This window comes from Mycobacterium sp. Aquia_213 (assembly GCF_026625985.1).
GTDB lineage: Bacteria > Actinomycetota > Actinomycetes > Mycobacteriales > Mycobacteriaceae > Mycobacterium.
Genome location: NZ_CP113116.1, coordinates 4,945,651 through 4,960,748, shown reverse-complemented (window position 1 = coordinate 4,960,748; position 15,098 = coordinate 4,945,651). Strand labels below are relative to the sequence as shown.

At 66.2% G+C, this 15,098-nt stretch carries 16 protein-coding genes; 9 read left to right on the top strand and 7 right to left on the bottom strand.

The window, feature by feature from the left end:
- Window positions 1–29: 29 nt before the first annotated feature.
- The 7 genes from LMQ14_RS22985 (at window position 30) to LMQ14_RS22955 (ending at window position 6,459) form a co-directional block, all read left to right on the top strand.
- Window positions 30–563 (top strand): sigma-70 family RNA polymerase sigma factor, encoded by a 534-nt coding sequence (locus tag LMQ14_RS22985; protein ID WP_267731941.1) that lies wholly within the window; start codon window positions 30–32, stop codon window positions 561–563.
- A gap of 58 nt (window positions 564–621) precedes the next feature.
- Window positions 622–1,392, top strand: a complete 771-nt coding sequence (locus LMQ14_RS22980) for a zf-HC2 domain-containing protein (RefSeq protein ID WP_324291077.1) — start codon at window positions 622–624, stop codon at window positions 1,390–1,392.
- A 73-nt stretch (window positions 1,393–1,465) separates the two neighbouring features.
- On the top strand, window positions 1,466–3,208 hold the full coding sequence (locus LMQ14_RS22975; protein WP_267731940.1) for a thiamine pyrophosphate-binding protein: 1,743 nt from the start codon (window positions 1,466–1,468) through the stop codon (window positions 3,206–3,208).
- Window positions 3,189–3,836 (top strand): SRPBCC family protein, encoded by a 648-nt coding sequence (locus tag LMQ14_RS22970; protein WP_267731939.1) that lies wholly within the window; start codon window positions 3,189–3,191, stop codon window positions 3,834–3,836. Before LMQ14_RS22975 ends, LMQ14_RS22970 begins: the two co-directional genes overlap by 20 nt.
- A gap of 7 nt (window positions 3,837–3,843) precedes the next feature.
- Window positions 3,844–4,863, top strand: coding sequence for a 3-oxoacyl-ACP synthase III family protein (locus LMQ14_RS22965; RefSeq protein ID WP_267731938.1), 1,020 nt, complete (start codon window positions 3,844–3,846; stop codon window positions 4,861–4,863).
- Window positions 4,863–5,900, top strand: a complete 1,038-nt coding sequence (locus LMQ14_RS22960; protein ID WP_267731937.1) for a pyridoxal phosphate-dependent aminotransferase — start codon at window positions 4,863–4,865, stop codon at window positions 5,898–5,900. Before LMQ14_RS22965 ends, LMQ14_RS22960 begins: the two co-directional genes overlap by 1 nt.
- A 58-nt stretch (window positions 5,901–5,958) precedes the next feature.
- Window positions 5,959–6,459: a MarR family transcriptional regulator gene (locus tag LMQ14_RS22955; protein WP_267731936.1), complete on the top strand. Its 501-nt coding sequence runs from the start codon at window positions 5,959–5,961 to the stop codon at window positions 6,457–6,459.
- Here LMQ14_RS22955 and LMQ14_RS22950 read toward each other — a convergent pair.
- The 6 genes from LMQ14_RS22950 to LMQ14_RS22925 all read right to left on the bottom strand — a co-directional run bounded on the left by LMQ14_RS22950 (window position 6,456) and on the right by LMQ14_RS22925 (window position 12,169).
- On the bottom strand, window positions 6,456–6,824 hold the full coding sequence (locus LMQ14_RS22950) for an STAS/SEC14 domain-containing protein (protein WP_267731935.1): 369 nt from the start codon (window positions 6,822–6,824) through the stop codon (window positions 6,456–6,458). The genes LMQ14_RS22955 and LMQ14_RS22950 overlap by 4 nt on opposite strands.
- Before the next feature lie 41 nt (window positions 6,825–6,865).
- Window positions 6,866–7,735 carry a 3-hydroxyisobutyrate dehydrogenase gene (gene mmsB, locus LMQ14_RS22945; protein ID WP_267731934.1) on the bottom strand — a complete coding sequence of 290 codons (870 nt, stop codon included), beginning with the start codon at window positions 7,733–7,735 and terminating at the stop codon, window positions 6,866–6,868.
- Window positions 7,736–7,745: 10 nt separating this feature from the next.
- Window positions 7,746–8,906 carry an isobutyryl-CoA dehydrogenase gene (locus LMQ14_RS22940; protein WP_267731933.1) on the bottom strand — a complete coding sequence of 387 codons (1,161 nt, stop codon included), beginning with the start codon at window positions 8,904–8,906 and terminating at the stop codon, window positions 7,746–7,748.
- Window positions 8,907–8,910: 4 nt separating this feature from the next.
- Window positions 8,911–10,431, bottom strand: a complete 1,521-nt coding sequence (locus LMQ14_RS22935) for a CoA-acylating methylmalonate-semialdehyde dehydrogenase (protein WP_267731932.1) — start codon at window positions 10,429–10,431, stop codon at window positions 8,911–8,913.
- Between the two features lie 112 nt (window positions 10,432–10,543).
- On the bottom strand, window positions 10,544–10,960 hold the full coding sequence (locus tag LMQ14_RS22930; protein ID WP_267731931.1) for a nuclear transport factor 2 family protein: 417 nt from the start codon (window positions 10,958–10,960) through the stop codon (window positions 10,544–10,546).
- Between the two features lie 66 nt (window positions 10,961–11,026).
- Window positions 11,027–12,169 carry an LLM class flavin-dependent oxidoreductase gene (locus LMQ14_RS22925; RefSeq protein WP_267731930.1) on the bottom strand — a complete coding sequence of 381 codons (1,143 nt, stop codon included), beginning with the start codon at window positions 12,167–12,169 and terminating at the stop codon, window positions 11,027–11,029.
- A 129-nt stretch (window positions 12,170–12,298) separates the two neighbouring features.
- On the opposite strand from LMQ14_RS22925, the gene LMQ14_RS22920 reads away from it, so the two are divergent.
- Window positions 12,299–12,928, top strand: a complete 630-nt coding sequence (locus LMQ14_RS22920) for a TetR/AcrR family transcriptional regulator (protein ID WP_267731929.1) — start codon at window positions 12,299–12,301, stop codon at window positions 12,926–12,928.
- A gap of 40 nt (window positions 12,929–12,968) precedes the next feature.
- On the top strand, window positions 12,969–14,393 hold the full coding sequence (locus LMQ14_RS22915) for an NAD(P)-binding protein (protein ID WP_267731928.1): 1,425 nt from the start codon (window positions 12,969–12,971) through the stop codon (window positions 14,391–14,393).
- Here LMQ14_RS22915 and LMQ14_RS22910 read toward each other — a convergent pair.
- Window positions 14,367–15,032 (bottom strand): CDP-alcohol phosphatidyltransferase family protein, encoded by a 666-nt coding sequence (locus LMQ14_RS22910; protein WP_267735646.1) that lies wholly within the window; start codon window positions 15,030–15,032, stop codon window positions 14,367–14,369. The two genes, LMQ14_RS22915 and LMQ14_RS22910, sit on opposite strands and share 27 nt — an antisense overlap.
- Between the last annotated feature and the right edge of the window lie 66 nt (window positions 15,033–15,098).

Sequence of the window (15,098 nt, the reverse complement as noted above, 5' to 3'; positions counted from 1 at the left end):
ACTCGTTTCAATGGGCAGGAGGTGATCGAGTGGCTCGTGGCGCTGGTACTGCGGCGGCAGAAGCTGCGTTGATGAAGGCGCTCTACGACGAGCACGCCGCCGTCCTGTGGCGCTATGCGCTGCGGTTGACCGGTGACGCCGCTCACGCCGAGGACGTCGTTCAGGAAACGCTGCTCCGGGCATGGCAGCACCCGGAGGTCGTCGGCGACACCGAGCGCTCGGCGCGGGCCTGGCTGTTCACCGTTGCCCGGAACATGATCATCGACGATCGGCGCAGCGCTCGCTATCGCAACGTGGTCGGCTCGCTCGACGAAGAGGGAGCGCCGGAGCAGGCCACCCCAGACGAGGTCAACGCGGCACTGGACCGGCTGCTGATCGCCGATGCGATGACGCAACTGTCCGCGGAGCACCGGGCCGTCATCGAGCGGTCTTACTACCGCGGATGGACCACCGCGCAGATTGCTGGAGACCTTGACATTGCCGAAGGAACCGTGAAGTCGCGACTACACTATGCCGTGCGGGCTTTGCGGCTCACTCTGCAGGAACTCGGAGTTACTCGATGACAGCCCAGCCACCAATCCGTGTGGTCATCGGCTCCGAATGCTTGAAGGGTGACAGGAGATGGATGAAATGAAGACGCCGACACGAGGTGTAGGCCCGCCTGGCGACAACGAGGTCTTTGGTCTGATCATGGGTGACAATCACCGCTACGCGATGTGGGATGCCGCATACGTGCTCGGTTCGCTGTCGTCTGTCGACCGCCGCGAATTCGAAGGGCACATGGTCCACTGCGCGGCGTGCCGGGAGGCCGTTGCTGAGCTCAGTGGCGTGCCGGCCCTGCTATCGCAACTCGATCGTGAAGAAGTCGCTGCGATCGCGGAGTCCGGCGATATCCCACCGGTGACCCCGGAGCCCTCGCCCGAGCTGTTGCCGTCGTTGCTGGCGAAGGTCGCCTGGCGCCGGCGCCGCACCCGGGCGATCACCTGGGTGGCCTCGTCCGCCGCGGCCGCGGTTTTGGCGGTCGGCGTGTTCGTCGGCATTCAGGGGCATACCCCGTCGGCGACACCTACCCAGCCGGTGGCCGCGTCGTCGGAGATGGCGCAGGTGGGTACCAACCTGCTGGCGTCGACGGTGCAGATTTCCAGCCAGCACTGGGGGACGTCCATCAACTTGAAGTGCGTCTGCCTGGCGCCGCCGTATGCGCACCATGACACGTTGGCGATGGTTGTGGTCGGTCGTGACGGCAGCCAAACTCGGCTGGCGACGTGGGTCGCCGAACCCGGTCACACCGCGACGCCCGCCGCGAGCATCTCGACGCCGATCGAGCAGATCGCCGCCGTGCAAGTGGTCGCCGCCGATAGCGGCCAGGTTTTGTTGCAGCGTTCGCTGTAAAACCCGTCAGGTGAACCGGCGGCTCACCTGACTCGTGCCTTAGGCATCGTCTCAATCGAACTTAGGTGAGCAGATGCCTCGGAAGCACCGTGTTGTCGACCACGTCGTCGAATGCCTTAGGTCAATCGGCGTCGACCACATCTTCGGCGTGGACGGCGCCAACATCGAAGACCTTTACGACGCCGCACATTTCCACTCCGACATCACCGCCGTCCTGGCCAAGCACGAGTTCTCCGCCGCCACGATGGCCGACGGATACAGCCGTAGCGGTGCCGGATTGGGTGTGGTGGCCGCGACTTCGGGCGGCGGTGCGCTGAATCTGGTAGCGGGCCTTGGGGAGTCGCTGACGAGCCGGGTTCCGGTGCTGGCGCTGGTCGGTCAGGCCCCGACGACGATGGATGGGCGCGGCAGCTTTCAGGACACCAGCGGCAACAACGGATCGCTGAACGCCGAGGCCGTTTTCGCCGCGGTGTCGGTGTCCTGCGAGCGGGTGCTGCGGCCGGCCGACATCGGTGCGGCAATGTCGCGGGCCGTCGCCGCGGCGCGCACCGGCGGACCGGCAGTATTGTTGCTGCCCAAGGATATTCAGCAGGCATTCGTCTACGCCGACCGAACGGGCGGCATCGGTACTGACCCGCGGCCGATCGGAAACCCGCAGCCGATCATTCCGGTGCTGCGCAACGTCGACGGACCGATCACGATTATTGCCGGCGAGCAGGTCGCCCGCGACAACGCCCGCGCCGAGCTCGAGGAGCTGCGCGCATTGTTGCGGGCCCGGGTGGCCACCGTGCCCGACGCCAAAGATGCTTCCGGCACACCGGGATTCGGCTCGTCGTCTGCGCTGGGGGTAACCGGCGTGATGGGTCACCCGGGTGTCGCCGACGCGGTGGCCGCCAGCGCCGTGTGCCTCGTGGTCGGTACCCGCCTGTCGGTCACGGCCCGCACCGGGCTCGACGACGCCCTGGCGATGGCGCGTACCGTCTCGATCGGCTCTGCGCGGCCTTATGTTCCGTGCACGCATGTCCACACCGACGACCTGCGCACCTCCCTGCGCATGCTGACCCAAGCCCTGTCCGGCAGCGGGCGTCCGACGGGCGTGCGGGTGCCCGATGTCGTGTCGCGCTCCGAACTGACGCCCCCGTCGTGGGTTGGCGAGGGCCTGCGCTACCGCGACGCGATGGCGGTGCTCGACCGCGTCCTGCCCGACGGAGCCGACATCGTGGTCGACGCGGGCAATACCGGTGCGTCCGCGGTGCATTACCTGCCGGCCCGGCGCGGTGGCAGATTCACCGTCGCACTTGGCATGGGTGGCATGGGCTACAGCTTCGGGGCCGGCATCGGGATGGCTTTCGGGCGGGCCAACAGCGGACGGCCGAATGGGCGCACCGTGGTGATCGCCGGCGACGGAGCGTTTTTCATGCACGGCATGGAAGTTCACACCGCGGTGCAATACCGGTTGCCGGTGACGTTCGTATTGTTCAACAACAACGCGCATGCCATGTGTGTGACCCGCGAGCAACTGTTCTACGACAACTTATACAGCTACAACCGATTTCAGCCCAGCCGGCTCGGTGCCGGGCTGGCAGCCATGTTCCCGAGCCTGACGTCGATCGACGTCGGCGACGCAAGAGGACTTGCCGCCGCGATGGGCACGGCGCTCGACATCGACGGCCCGGCGGTGGTCAGCGTCGAATGTGCCGCCGACGAGATCCCGCCCTTCGCCCCATTCCTCACCGCGGCAAAGACCGAAACCATTGCCATTGACGAGATTCCGACTGTTAAGGAGAAATGCACCAATGTCGCTGCCAGCGCTTGAAGATATCCCCGACCTCATCGATGGTGTCACTCGCATCGAAACCAGCCCTAGGGAGCAGGCCACTCCGATCATCATGGACATGATGCGGTCGGTGTACCCGCACGACCAGGTCTTCGGGGAATACTGCACCGTCAACGATTACGTCGACTGCCCGCCCGACGAGCTCTACGAGTACCTGTCCGACACTCGCAGCCTCGAAGAGTGGACCTACAGTCTGCGCGGCTTCACCCCGACCGACGAGCCCGGCCTGTGGCTGGCCTACGACCGGCTCGGCTCGGAGACCGAGATCTACACGCGCACCGTCGCCAACGAGCAGGCCCGAACGGTCGACTACCACTGCGCGTGGGATCAGGGCAAGCACCTGTGGATGATCTATCTGATGCGCGTCATCGACGCGCAGGTGGTCCTCGACAAGCCCGGTTCGGTTGTGCTGTGGACCAATTGCCATCACCCGTTCTACGACCACAACCCGTATCCGGAGACCGCGCCGGCGCAGCGCCCGGTATGGGTCGGCGACTTCTGGGACATGTTCGGCGCAGGCCACCTGCTGGAAATGAAGAACCTCAAGGCAATCGCCGAGTACCGGCACCACAATGGCCTGCCGGTGACCCCCGACTGGATGAGATGAGCCAACCATGGGTAAACCAAACGTCAGCCTGATCGACATCTCCACCTATCTGCCCGGCGAACCGATCCCCGCCGAGTACTACGCACAGTTCGCCGAATCCGACGAGCTCCGTGAGAACGTGATGTTTCGGGCCCCGAAGTTTCGCCATCACGTTGCGCCGGACGAGAGTTCGATCGACATGATCGAACGCGCGGTGCAGGGACTGATCGAGCGGCACGGCCACGACGTCGTCGAGGGTGCCGACGTGTTGATCACCCACACGCAGGTGCCCGACATGGCGTTCTACGGGCAAGGCGGCGGCATCGCGCACCGGCTGGGTCTGCGACCGTCGTGGGTGCTGGACCTGAACAACGGCGGTTGTGCGGCATTTGTGTTGGCGCTCAACGTGGCCCGCAAACTGCTGTCGTCGGGGGAAGGGCACACCGCGCTGATCGCGATTGCGCAGAACGCGGCCGGCCAATTCTTCGACCAGCCGACGATTCGCCGCAAGGCGCAGTCTGCCGTGCCCGGTGACGGCGCCGCGGTCGGGCTGGTCACGGTGAGCGACCGGTCGCCCATTCTGGATGTCGAATGCCGTACCTTCGGTGAATACGCCGGGGAGATGACGCTTTCCTTCGACCCGCCGCGCAAGTGGTGGGGGGCAGGGCCCGGAGAGGGCAGCATCGGCTTCACCGAAAGCAAGATCACCAAGGTGCTGGCCCGCGGCAACCGACAGGTTCCCGAGGTCGCGTACGCGGTCTGCGATCGAATCGGCTTGTCCACCAAGGACATCGACCTGATGGTCACCAACCAGCCGAATAGGGCTTTTCTGCGCAACTGGCGTGAGGCGCTCGAGCTGCCCCCGGAACGCCACCGGGACACCTTTGAGGAGTGCGGCAACCTGTTCGGCGCCGGGATCCCGATCAATCTGGATCGCGCGATATCCGACGGTCAGCTCAAGTCCGGCGACGTGGTGCTGATGGCGGGTTTCGCGCACGCCGGCGACTTCGCCGGAGCGGCGGCGGTGCGCTGGGGCGGGCGAGACTGATGCAACCCCTCGCAAGTTCCGCCACCGCGGAGGTCGATGACTCGGTCCCGCCCGGGATCGATCCACTGGCCTTGTCGCTCAACGAGAATCCGTTTCCTCCGCTGCCCGCGGTGCGGTCGGTGTTGGTCAAGTCCATCGATGCGGCCAACCGGTATCCGGAGTTCCTGCCCGAGCGGTTGCGCAACGTGATCGCGAGTCGCATCGGGGTCGGTTCGGAGCAGGTGGTGCTGGGCGCCGGCGCTACGGGCGTGGTGCTGCAGACCCTGCAGGCACTGACCGCTCCGGGCGACACGATGGTCACGTCGACACCCACCTTCGACGGCTACCCGATCATCGCGCAGATGGCTCGGCTGAACTTGGTGACGGTGCCGCTGGACAAGGGCGGCCATAACGACCTCGACCGGCTGGCGGCCGCGGCCGCGAGTGCCCGCGTCGTGGTGGTGTGCCGGCCGCACAACCCCACCGGCACGCTGGAGCCGACGTCGCACCTGTTCCGGTTCCTGCGCCGCGTGCGCCGCGAAACCATCGTGCTGCTCGACGAGGCGTACATCGAATTCGCCGCACCTGAACACCGGGTCGAGGTTTCGGCGCTGGCGCGGCGATTCCCCAATGTGGTGGTGGTGCGGACGTTTTCCAAGGCGTACGGGCTGGCCGGGCTGCGGATCGGCTATGGGGTGGCGGCACCCGAGCTGGCGGCGACGATGTGGTCGCACCAGTTGCCGTTCGGCATCGCGATGACCAGCCTGCCCGCGGTCACGGCATCCTACAATGCCGAAGACGAACTGCTGCAACGGATCCGGATGATCACCGCCGAGCGGCGGTATCTCCGGATGCGCCTGTCCGCGCTGGGGATATATACGACCGACGCGCACGCGAACTTCATGTACCTGCCGGCCAAGAGTGCGCCGGGCCGGCAGTGGAGTGAGGTGTTCGCCGACAGCGAGCTTCGGGTGCGCTGCTATCCGGACGGCGGCGCGCGGATTACCGTGGGCAGCCGCGCATCCACTCTCGCGGTGCTGTCCGCGGTCGGCAAGTGAGCACACGCTGAATCGCGCCAGTTGACCCGCTTTTGCCGCAAGTGCGGTAAGAAAAGGCGTGGCCCCGGATAAGAAGCGCGACCCGATCGCCGCGGCACGCAGCAACTGGGAGCGTGCGGGCTGGGGGGATGTCTCGCAGGGCATGGTCGCGGTGACCTCGGTGATGCGTGCGCATCAGATCCTGCTGGCTCGGGTGGAGACGGCGCTGCGGCCCTACGATTTGAGTTTCTCCCGCTACGAGTTGCTGCGGCTGCTCGCCTTCAGCCGGACCGGGGCATTGCCCATTACCAAGGCGTCCGACCGGCTACAGGTTCACGTCACCAGCGTCACCCACGCGATCCGCCGGCTGGAGGCCGACGGGCTGGTTCAGCGGGTCGCGCACCCCACCGATGGACGCACGACGCTGGTGCAGATCACCGAACTCGGCCGGTCCACGGTCGAGGACGCCACCGTCACGCTCAACGAGCAGGTGTTCGCCGATATCGGCATGGAAACCGCCGAATCGCAGGCGCTGGTCGAATCGATTGAAACGCTGCGCCGCAACGCCGGTGACTTCTAGCCGGCGGCCCACTGTTTGGCGCGCTCGAGTTCGTCGAGCCCGAATACGGCGAGCTCGCCCGGAACCATCCACGCCAGCGCGTGCAGAGTATGGCCGACCCACTCCTTGTCGGACACGACCGCGATTCGCTTGAACGCCGAATGATGCTTGAACACGGCGCCCAGGCCCAGCTTCAGGTCCTCGACCAAGCCACCGGGCCCGAAGCCCTCGTAGTCGGAGGCGATGACCTCCACGATCCTGATCTCGTCGCCCTTCACGAGTTCTTCCATGGCGGGCTTGAAGTTGCGCAGATCTTCAGCGTTCAACCGACCCGATACCCGGACGCCGGTCACGCCCGCCGGCATGTCGTCCAGCACTTCGATCATCGAATGCTCCTTCGGAGACAACCGCATTGCGAAAGCACGGCTTAGCGCAGCATCTCAATCACCGCGCTGAAATCCTTGTCGGCATGGTCGGCGGCGAACTTCGCGTAGATCTCGGCGGCGTGGCGGCCCAGCGGCGCGGCCGAGCCGGTTGACGACACCGCATCCATCGCCAGTCCCAGGTCCTTGTTCATCAGCGCGGTCGCGAAGCCGGGCTTGAAGTCGTTGTTGGCCGGTGAGGTCGGAACCGGGCCCGGCACCGGGCAATTGGTGTGCACCGCCCAGCAGTTGCCGGTCGCACCGGTGATCACGTCGAACAGCGACTGCGCCGACAGCCCGAGCTTCTCGGCCAGTACGAACGCCTCGCCGACCGCGATCTGTTGCACCGCCAGCACCATGTTGTTGCACACCTTGGCGGCCTGGCCGGCCCCGGCGGCGCCACAGTGAATGATCTTGCCCGCCATGGGTTCCAGCACCGGCCGTGCTCGTTGCACCGCGGACTCGTCGCCCCCGACCATGAATGCCAGCGTCCCGGCGACGGCGCCCTTCACCCCACCCGAGACCGGCGCGTCCAGCTGTGAAATTCCGTGCGCCTGGGCCTGCGAGTGCACCTCGCGGGCGTCGGTGACCGAGATCGTGGAGCTGTCGATGAACAGCGCACCGGCGCGCGCGACCGGCAGCACCTCCGCGTAGCAGCCTTTGACGATGTCTCCGTTGGGCAGCATCGTGATCACCACGTCGGCCTCGGCCACCGCGTTGGCAGCGGTGTCGAAGACCTCGACGCCGCCTTCGGCCGCGGCTGCGGCCGCCGTGGGCACCGGGTCGAACCCGCGCACGGTGTGGCCCGCGCTCCGCAGGTTCGCCGACATCGGCCCGCCCATGTTCCCCAGCCCGAGAAACGCGATCGAGGTCATTGCTGCCTTTCTACGCGGTAGCGCGAAATCGGCCCGCCTCCGCGCGGCCGATGACCACCCGCATGATTTCGTTGGTCCCCTCGAGGATTCGGTGCACCCGAAGATCGCGGACGATCTTTTCCAGACCATACTCGCGCAGATAGCCGTAGCCCCCATGGAGTTGCAGCGCCTTGTCCGCGACGTCGAAGCAGGTGTCGGTGACATAGCGTTTGGCCATCGCACACAGCTCGACCTTGTCGGGGTCGCCGCTGTCCAGCGCACTTGCGGCCCGCCACAACATCATTCGCGAGGTCTCCAGCCCGGTCGCCATGTCGGCCAGGGTGAAGCGGATGGTGGGCTCGTCGAGCAGTGCGGAGCCGAACGCGTGGCGCTCGCGCACATAGGCCCCCGCCTTGTCGAACGCCGACTGCGCGCCGCCGAGCGAGCACGCCGCAATGTTGAGCCGGCCGCCGTTGAGGCCGTTCATCGCGATGCCGAAACCGGCGCCCTCGCCGTCGGCACCGCCCAGCATCGCATCGGCGGGGATCCGGACTCCCTCCAGGATCACCTGTGCGGTCGGTTGAGCGTGCCAGCCCATCTTCTCTTCGAGCGCGCCGAAACTCAGTCCCGGAGTGTCCTTTTCGATGATGAAGGCCGAAATCCCGCGGGGTCCCTCGCCGCCGGTGCGGGCCATCACCACGTAGACATCGGAAGCGCCCGCGCCGGAGATGAACTGCTTGACGCCGTCGAGCACATAGTCGCCGCCCTGCTTGACCGCACGGGTGCTCAATGCGCTGGCGTCGGATCCGGCGCCGGGCTCGGTCAGGCAGTAGCTGGCGATGACATCCATCGGCGCCAGCCGCGGTATCCATTCCTTGCGCTGCTCGTCGGTGCCGAAGCTGTCGATCATCCACGCGCACATGTTGTGGATGGATAGGAACGCGGCGGTGGTCGGATCGGCGATGGCCAACTGCTCGAAGATCCGCACCCCGTCGAGGCGGCGCAGCCCGCTGCCGCCGACGTCATCGCGGCAATAGATCGCCGCCATGCCGAGTTCGGCGGCCTCGCGCAACACGTCGGTCGGGAAGTGGTGGGCCGCTTCCCATTCCAGGGCGAACGGGGCAATGCGTTTCGCGGCGAACGCTGCCGCCGTTTCGGTGATGACCCGTTCGTCTTCGTTCAGGGCGAACATGGCCCTAATCCATTGTCGGGATGACGAATTCGGCGCCGTCCTTGATGCCGGACGGCCACCGTGACGTCACGGTCTTGGTCTTGGTGTAGAACTGGATCGACGCCGGCCCGTGCTGGTTGAGGTCGCCGAAGCCGGAGCGCTTCCAGCCGCCGAAGGTGTGGTAGGCCACCGGGACCGGGATCGGCACGTTGACACCGACCATGCCGACCTCCACCCGTGACACGAAATCGCGGGCGGCGTCGCCGTCGCGGGTGAAGACCGCGACACCGTTGCCGTATTCGTGCTCGGACGGTAGTCGCAACGCCTCTTCGTAGTCGTGGGCCCGCACGATGCACAACACCGGCCCGAAGATCTCGTCGGTGTAGATCGACATGTCGGTGGTGACGTGGTCGAACAGGGTTGGCCCGATGAAGAAGCCGCCTTCGAGGTTGGCGTCACCGAAGGTCAGGTCGTCGCTGCGCCGGTCGCGGCCGTCGATCACGATTTCGGCTCCGGCAGCCACACCCTGATCGATGTAGTCGCGCACCCGGGCCAGCGCGGCCTCGGTGACCAACGGGCCGTAGTCGGCCTTGGGGTCCAGGCTGTGTCCCACGCGCAGCTGGTTGATCCGCTCAACCAGCCGGGCGCGCAACCGATCCGCGGTCTGCTCGCCGACGGGCACCGCAACGCTGATCGCCATGCAACGCTCACCGGCGCTGCCGTATCCGGCGCCGATCAGCGCGTCGACGGCCTGGTCGAGGTCGGCGTCGGGCATCACGATCATGTGGTTCTTGGCGCCGCCGAAGCACTGCGACCGCTTGTCGTTGGCTGCGGCCGTCGAGTAGATGTAGTGGGCGATGTCGGAGCTGCCGACGAAGCCGACCGCCTTGATGTTCCGGTGGTGCAGGATCGCGTCGACGGCTTCCTTGTCGCCGTGCACGACCTGGAACACCCCGGGCGGCAGGCCGGCTTCGAGGAACAGTTCGGCCAGCCGCACCGGCACCGACGGGTCGCGCTCACTTGGCTTGAGCACGAATGCGTTTCCGCACGCCAGGGCGGGGCCGGCCTTCCACAGCGGAATCATCGCCGGGAAGTTGAACGGGGTGATGCCCGCGACCACGCCGAGGGGCTGACGTAGCGAGTAGACGTCGATACCCGGGCCGGCGCCCTCGCTGTATTCGCCCTTGAGCAGGTGCGGGATGCCGATGGCGAACTCGATCACCTCGATGCCGCGCTGAATGTCACCCTGCGCGTCGGGAACGGTCTTGCCGTGCTCGAGGGAAAGCAGCTCGGCCAGCTCGTCCATGTTCTTGTTGACCAGCTCGATGAACTTCATCATCACCCGAGCGCGACGCTGTGGATTCGTTGCGGCCCAGCCCTTTTGGGCCTCAACCGCCGAGGCGACCGCGGCGTCGATGTCGGCCGCCGACGCCATCGGGACTTGTGCCTGCACCTCACCGGTGCTGGGGTTGAAGACGTCGGCCGTGCGGGTCGACTGGCCGGCAACGCGCTTCCCGTCGATGAAGTGCGGAATATGTGTGGTCATGGGGTGCCCTTGGGTGTCGTTCGCGTAGATAAGCGGATACTTGCATATCCTAGTAACCGGGTTCTGGCGTTGGCAAGGTGGGTGGCTGTGCGCGCTGTACGGCGCGCGCCGGTCAGTGCGGGGTCGGCGGATTCGCGGCGATGTGGATGCGGTAAGCCCTTTTGCTGAACAGCCAGTCGCCGTCGATGCACTTCAGCTCGTCGGTGTAGGCGCCGACGAGCTGCTGTGTCTGGCCGTTTCGAAATCGCAGCATTTCTTGGCAATACGAGCGAGCGTGCGCATCCTGGCCGCTGACCTCGATGGAGCCGATCTGGGTGACGAACGCCATCGTGTCCACCGCGCGCCAGATGCCGTCCCAGTGCGCGCGCAGCTGGTCGAGGCCGCGGAACTCGCCGCCCGTCCCGAGTCGTATCGGGTCGTCGGTCCAGCACCGCACGTAGTCGTCGAGTGCGATCCTGCAGACCGCGTCGCTGTAGCTGTCGAATCGCTCGCGGATCTTGAGCCGATCCTCGATTGGGCCGGTGAACATCGCCACTGTCCTTTCGTCGGGCGAACCTGTTGGACTGCTTGGGCTTACCGCACCGGGCCGCTCATGTCAGAGCTTCTTCAGCCGGCGCAGAACCTTGACGTAGGGCGTCGTGGCGGCCACGCTCTTCGAAAGCTTGGGGTGCAGCGCGCCCATGTTGCCGACGACCAGGCAGCGCAGGCCGTTGTCGCGGAATTGCGCCAGTTGGTCGACGATGTCGTCGGGCATGCCGACGACGAACAGTTCCTTGACCAGCTCCCGGGGAACTTTCGACACAAAGGACAGCGCGGTCTGCTCGTCGATCAGCTGTGGGACAAGGTCTTGCACGCCTTTGAAATCCGCGCCCATCGGATGTTCGGCGCCGTGCCGCGCCCAGTCCGTGGCCGGGGAGTTCAGCGTGAACAGTCGGACCAGTTCTGAGTCGACGATTTCGTCGATCTCATCCTGGGAGCCTCCGGTGAGGATGAAGCGGATTCCCGCGGGAGTGATCGCCATCGGATCGCGGCCCGCGTTCGAGGCCGCGGTGCGCAAATCGTTGAGTTGTTGGCCGTATTCGCTGGCCCGGGTGGTGCCGGGAAACCAGCCGTCGGCGTAGCGGCCGGCGGCCCGGATCATCCGCGGCCCGTGGGCGGCAATCCAGATCTCGGGCCACTTGCCCTTGTACGGGGTGAGCGCGAAGGTCGCGTTGTGCAGGGGAAAATACGGCGATTCGCGGCTGACCAGTTCGCCGCCCGAGTCCCACAGCGCTCGGATGGTGGCCATCGCCTCCTCGAAGCGCGCCACGGGCTTCGACCACTCGACTCCGTAAGGTTCGTTGCCCTCGCGTTCGCCGGTGCCGATGCCGAGGATGGCCCGTCCACGAGTGAGGTGTTGCAACGTGACCGCGGCCTGCGCGGTGACGGCGGGATTCCGGCGACCGGTGTCGGTTACCGCCACGCCCAGGGTCATCCGGCCCAGCTTGTTGTGCCCGGCCAGGTACCCGAGCATCGTCCACGGCTCGACGTGCGCGTCCATCTTGGGGATGATCTTCGCGGCGCCGACGTACTTGGGTTGCCACATCGACGACGGCAGCACCGAGTTCAGATGGTCGGCCACCCAGAACGAGTCGGCTCCCGCGGCCAGCCCCGTGAGGTAGTCGGCCTGGATCAACGGCTTGGGCCCGTATTTGGAATTGATGGTGTTGTGCATAACGCCTATGCGCAGACCAGGCATCGAGACTCCCACTTCATCAGGCGGTCGCCTAGCAACGTGCTTGGGCATATGCTTAGCATCCTGGCGCGGCGAGGGTCAATAGACGTCGGCCAGGGCCGAAACCGGGCCGAGCAGAACAGGACGGCGCACTTGGCTACACCGAACCGAGTCGGCAATCGCGACACTGGTACCCGCGAGAAGATCCTCGACGCGACGGCAGAGATCATGCTCGAAGAGGGTTACGCCGCGGCGACGTCGCGACGGGTCGCCGAGAAGGTCGGCGTCCAACGCGCCGTGGTCTATTACTACTTCCCGACGATGGACGACCTGTACCTAGCGGTGTTGCGTCGGGGGACCGAGATGAACCTGGACGTGCAACGCCGCGCACTGGCTTCCGGAAACCCACTGCATGCGTTGTGGGACATGACGATTGATCCACGCGGGTCGCGCCTGACGATGGAATTCATGGCGCTGGGAAATCATCGCAAAGCAATCCGCGCAGAACTCGCAATCGGCGCCGAACGATCTCGCGAGGCCCAGATCGCCGCGCTGACCTTCATCCTGCGCGAACATGCGTTGGGTGACGCGCTGCCGCCCGAGGTGCTGGCGGTTTTCATCGCCAGCGTCGGCCGAACCATCAGTATCGAGAATCGATTGGGCATCACCACCGGGCACCACAAGACGCTGGGGCTGATCGACGAGTACTTGCAGCGCTACGAATCCCCGCATCCGCGCGCCGCCGAGGCTGCGGCCGCTGGCAACCCAATTACGGAAAACTAGGCGATCGCCTAACGAAACGGATGACGACGGGAGCGCCGGTATGCACACGATCGAGGCCGATTACCTCGTCATCGGCGCGGGCGCCATGGGCATGGCGTTCGTCGACACGCTGGTCTCTGAGACCGAGGCCCGCGTCGTGGTGGTCGACCGCAACGACGCGCCGGGTGGGCATTGGACGGTCGCCTACCCGTTCGTCCGGTTGCATCAGCCTTCGGTGTTCTACGGCGTCAACTCGCTTCGGCTCGGTCGCGACACGATCGACCAGGCCGGTTGGAACGAGGGGCTTTACGAGCTGGCGACCGCCGGAGAAGTCTGCGCCTACTACGACCACGTGATGCGCCAGCAGCTGGTGGCGACCGGGCGGGTCCGCTATTTCCCGATGAGTGAATACCTTGGCGCGGGCCGCCTCGTCACCCTGGCCGGCGACGAGTACACCGTTGACGTGGCGTGCCGGGTCGTCGATGCCACCTACATGCGGGTGACGGTGCCCGCGATGCGCCCACCGCCGTACCCGGTCGCACCGGGTATCGCCTGCGTCTCGCCCAACGAGCTGCCCGGTCGCCCCGCCCATGAGCGTTACGTCGTTGTCGGGGCCGGCAAGACCGGCATCGACACCTGCCTGTGGCTGCTGAGCCACGGCATCGCGCCGGAACGGCTGACCTGGATCATGCCCCGCGACTCCTGGCTGCTGGATCGCGCGACGATGCAGCCCGGGGCGATGTTCGCCGACCGGATCAAAGCCGGCTTCATCGCGCAGCTGCGCGCGATCAGGGACGCCACCTCGCCCGACGATCTGTTTGCCCGCCTCGAGGACGCCGGCACCTTGCTGCGGCTCGACCCCGCGGTGCGACCCACGATGTACCGCTGCGCGACGGTGACCCTGGCCGAACTGGACCAGCTGCGCCGCATCGGCGATGTCGTTCGCCGGGGCCACCTGCTGGCCGTCGAGAGCGACAAGATGGTCCTCGACGGCGGTGAGGTGGCGATGGACGGGCGCGCGCTCTACATCGATTGCACCGCCGACGGAGCCGAAAAGCGGCCTGCCACACCGATTTTCGATGCCGGACGCATCACGCTGCAAAGCATTCGCGGGTGCCAACAAATTTTCAGTGCCGCGCTGATCGCCCATGTGGAGGCGGCCTATCCGGACGACAACGCAAAAAACGAGTTGTGCGTGCCGTTGCCGCACCCCGACACCGACCTCGACTGGCTCCGCCTTGCGCTGGCCGACTACAGCAATCAACTGCGCTGGTTCGACGACCCCGACCTGACCGCCTGGCTGTCCGCGGTCCGGCTGGATCTGTTCGGTCATCTGGTGGGCCAGTTGCTACCCCCGGAGTCGGCCAAGCCCCGGGTGCGCGAGCGGATCCTGGGCGTGGCCAAGACGGTGCTCTCGGCCACCGCCGACAAGCTCGACGAGTTGATGGTCGCCGCGCCCTTACCGCGTGTAACCCAAACGGATTGACGGGGTTTCGTCATTTTCCGGGCTCGGCCGGTGCCGCCGCGAATCCAGGCCGGCGTCGGCTGTGGGCGCGGGCAGAGGTCTTGTCGATCGCCAATATGCGACCGAATAGTCGAGGAGTGAAACGACGGTCACGAGCAGCGCCACGGCAACCACGACAGAATTCAGCGTGCGCCAGACCATGGTCGGCTGTGCAGCGATGGCGTACGTCGTAGTCAGGGTCACCAGGCAAACACCCTGAGCGATCCCCTTCAGCTTGCCACTGCGCCGCGTTCCTTCGTCGTGGCCCGACCGGCGCAGCGAGAGTTGCCGGATCGCGGAGACCGCGGCGTCGCGGCCGATCATCACCACCAGCAAGGGCGCGGGAAGTACGTCGACCGCGAGCAGGGCCACCGCCTCGGTCGTCCGCACCACATGGTCGACGGTGCTGTCCATCATCGCCCCGAAGGGCGTCGTCACGCCCAACCGGCGAGCCAGGTAGCCGTCAAGCAGGTCGCTGGCCTCCACCAGCAGACAGAGCGCGACCATCGCCCATCGGGCGCGGTCGTCCGGCACATACGAGCACAGAAAAAATGCCAGCGCGAACGGCAGCCTGGCCATCGTCACGCCGAACACCAGTCTGCGGGCTGCCGTGGGGGACATGCTCACGTAGGCCTCCCGGCGTCGTGCTGTTGACCATGCACGATAGGCCGGACGGCGGCTTCGCGC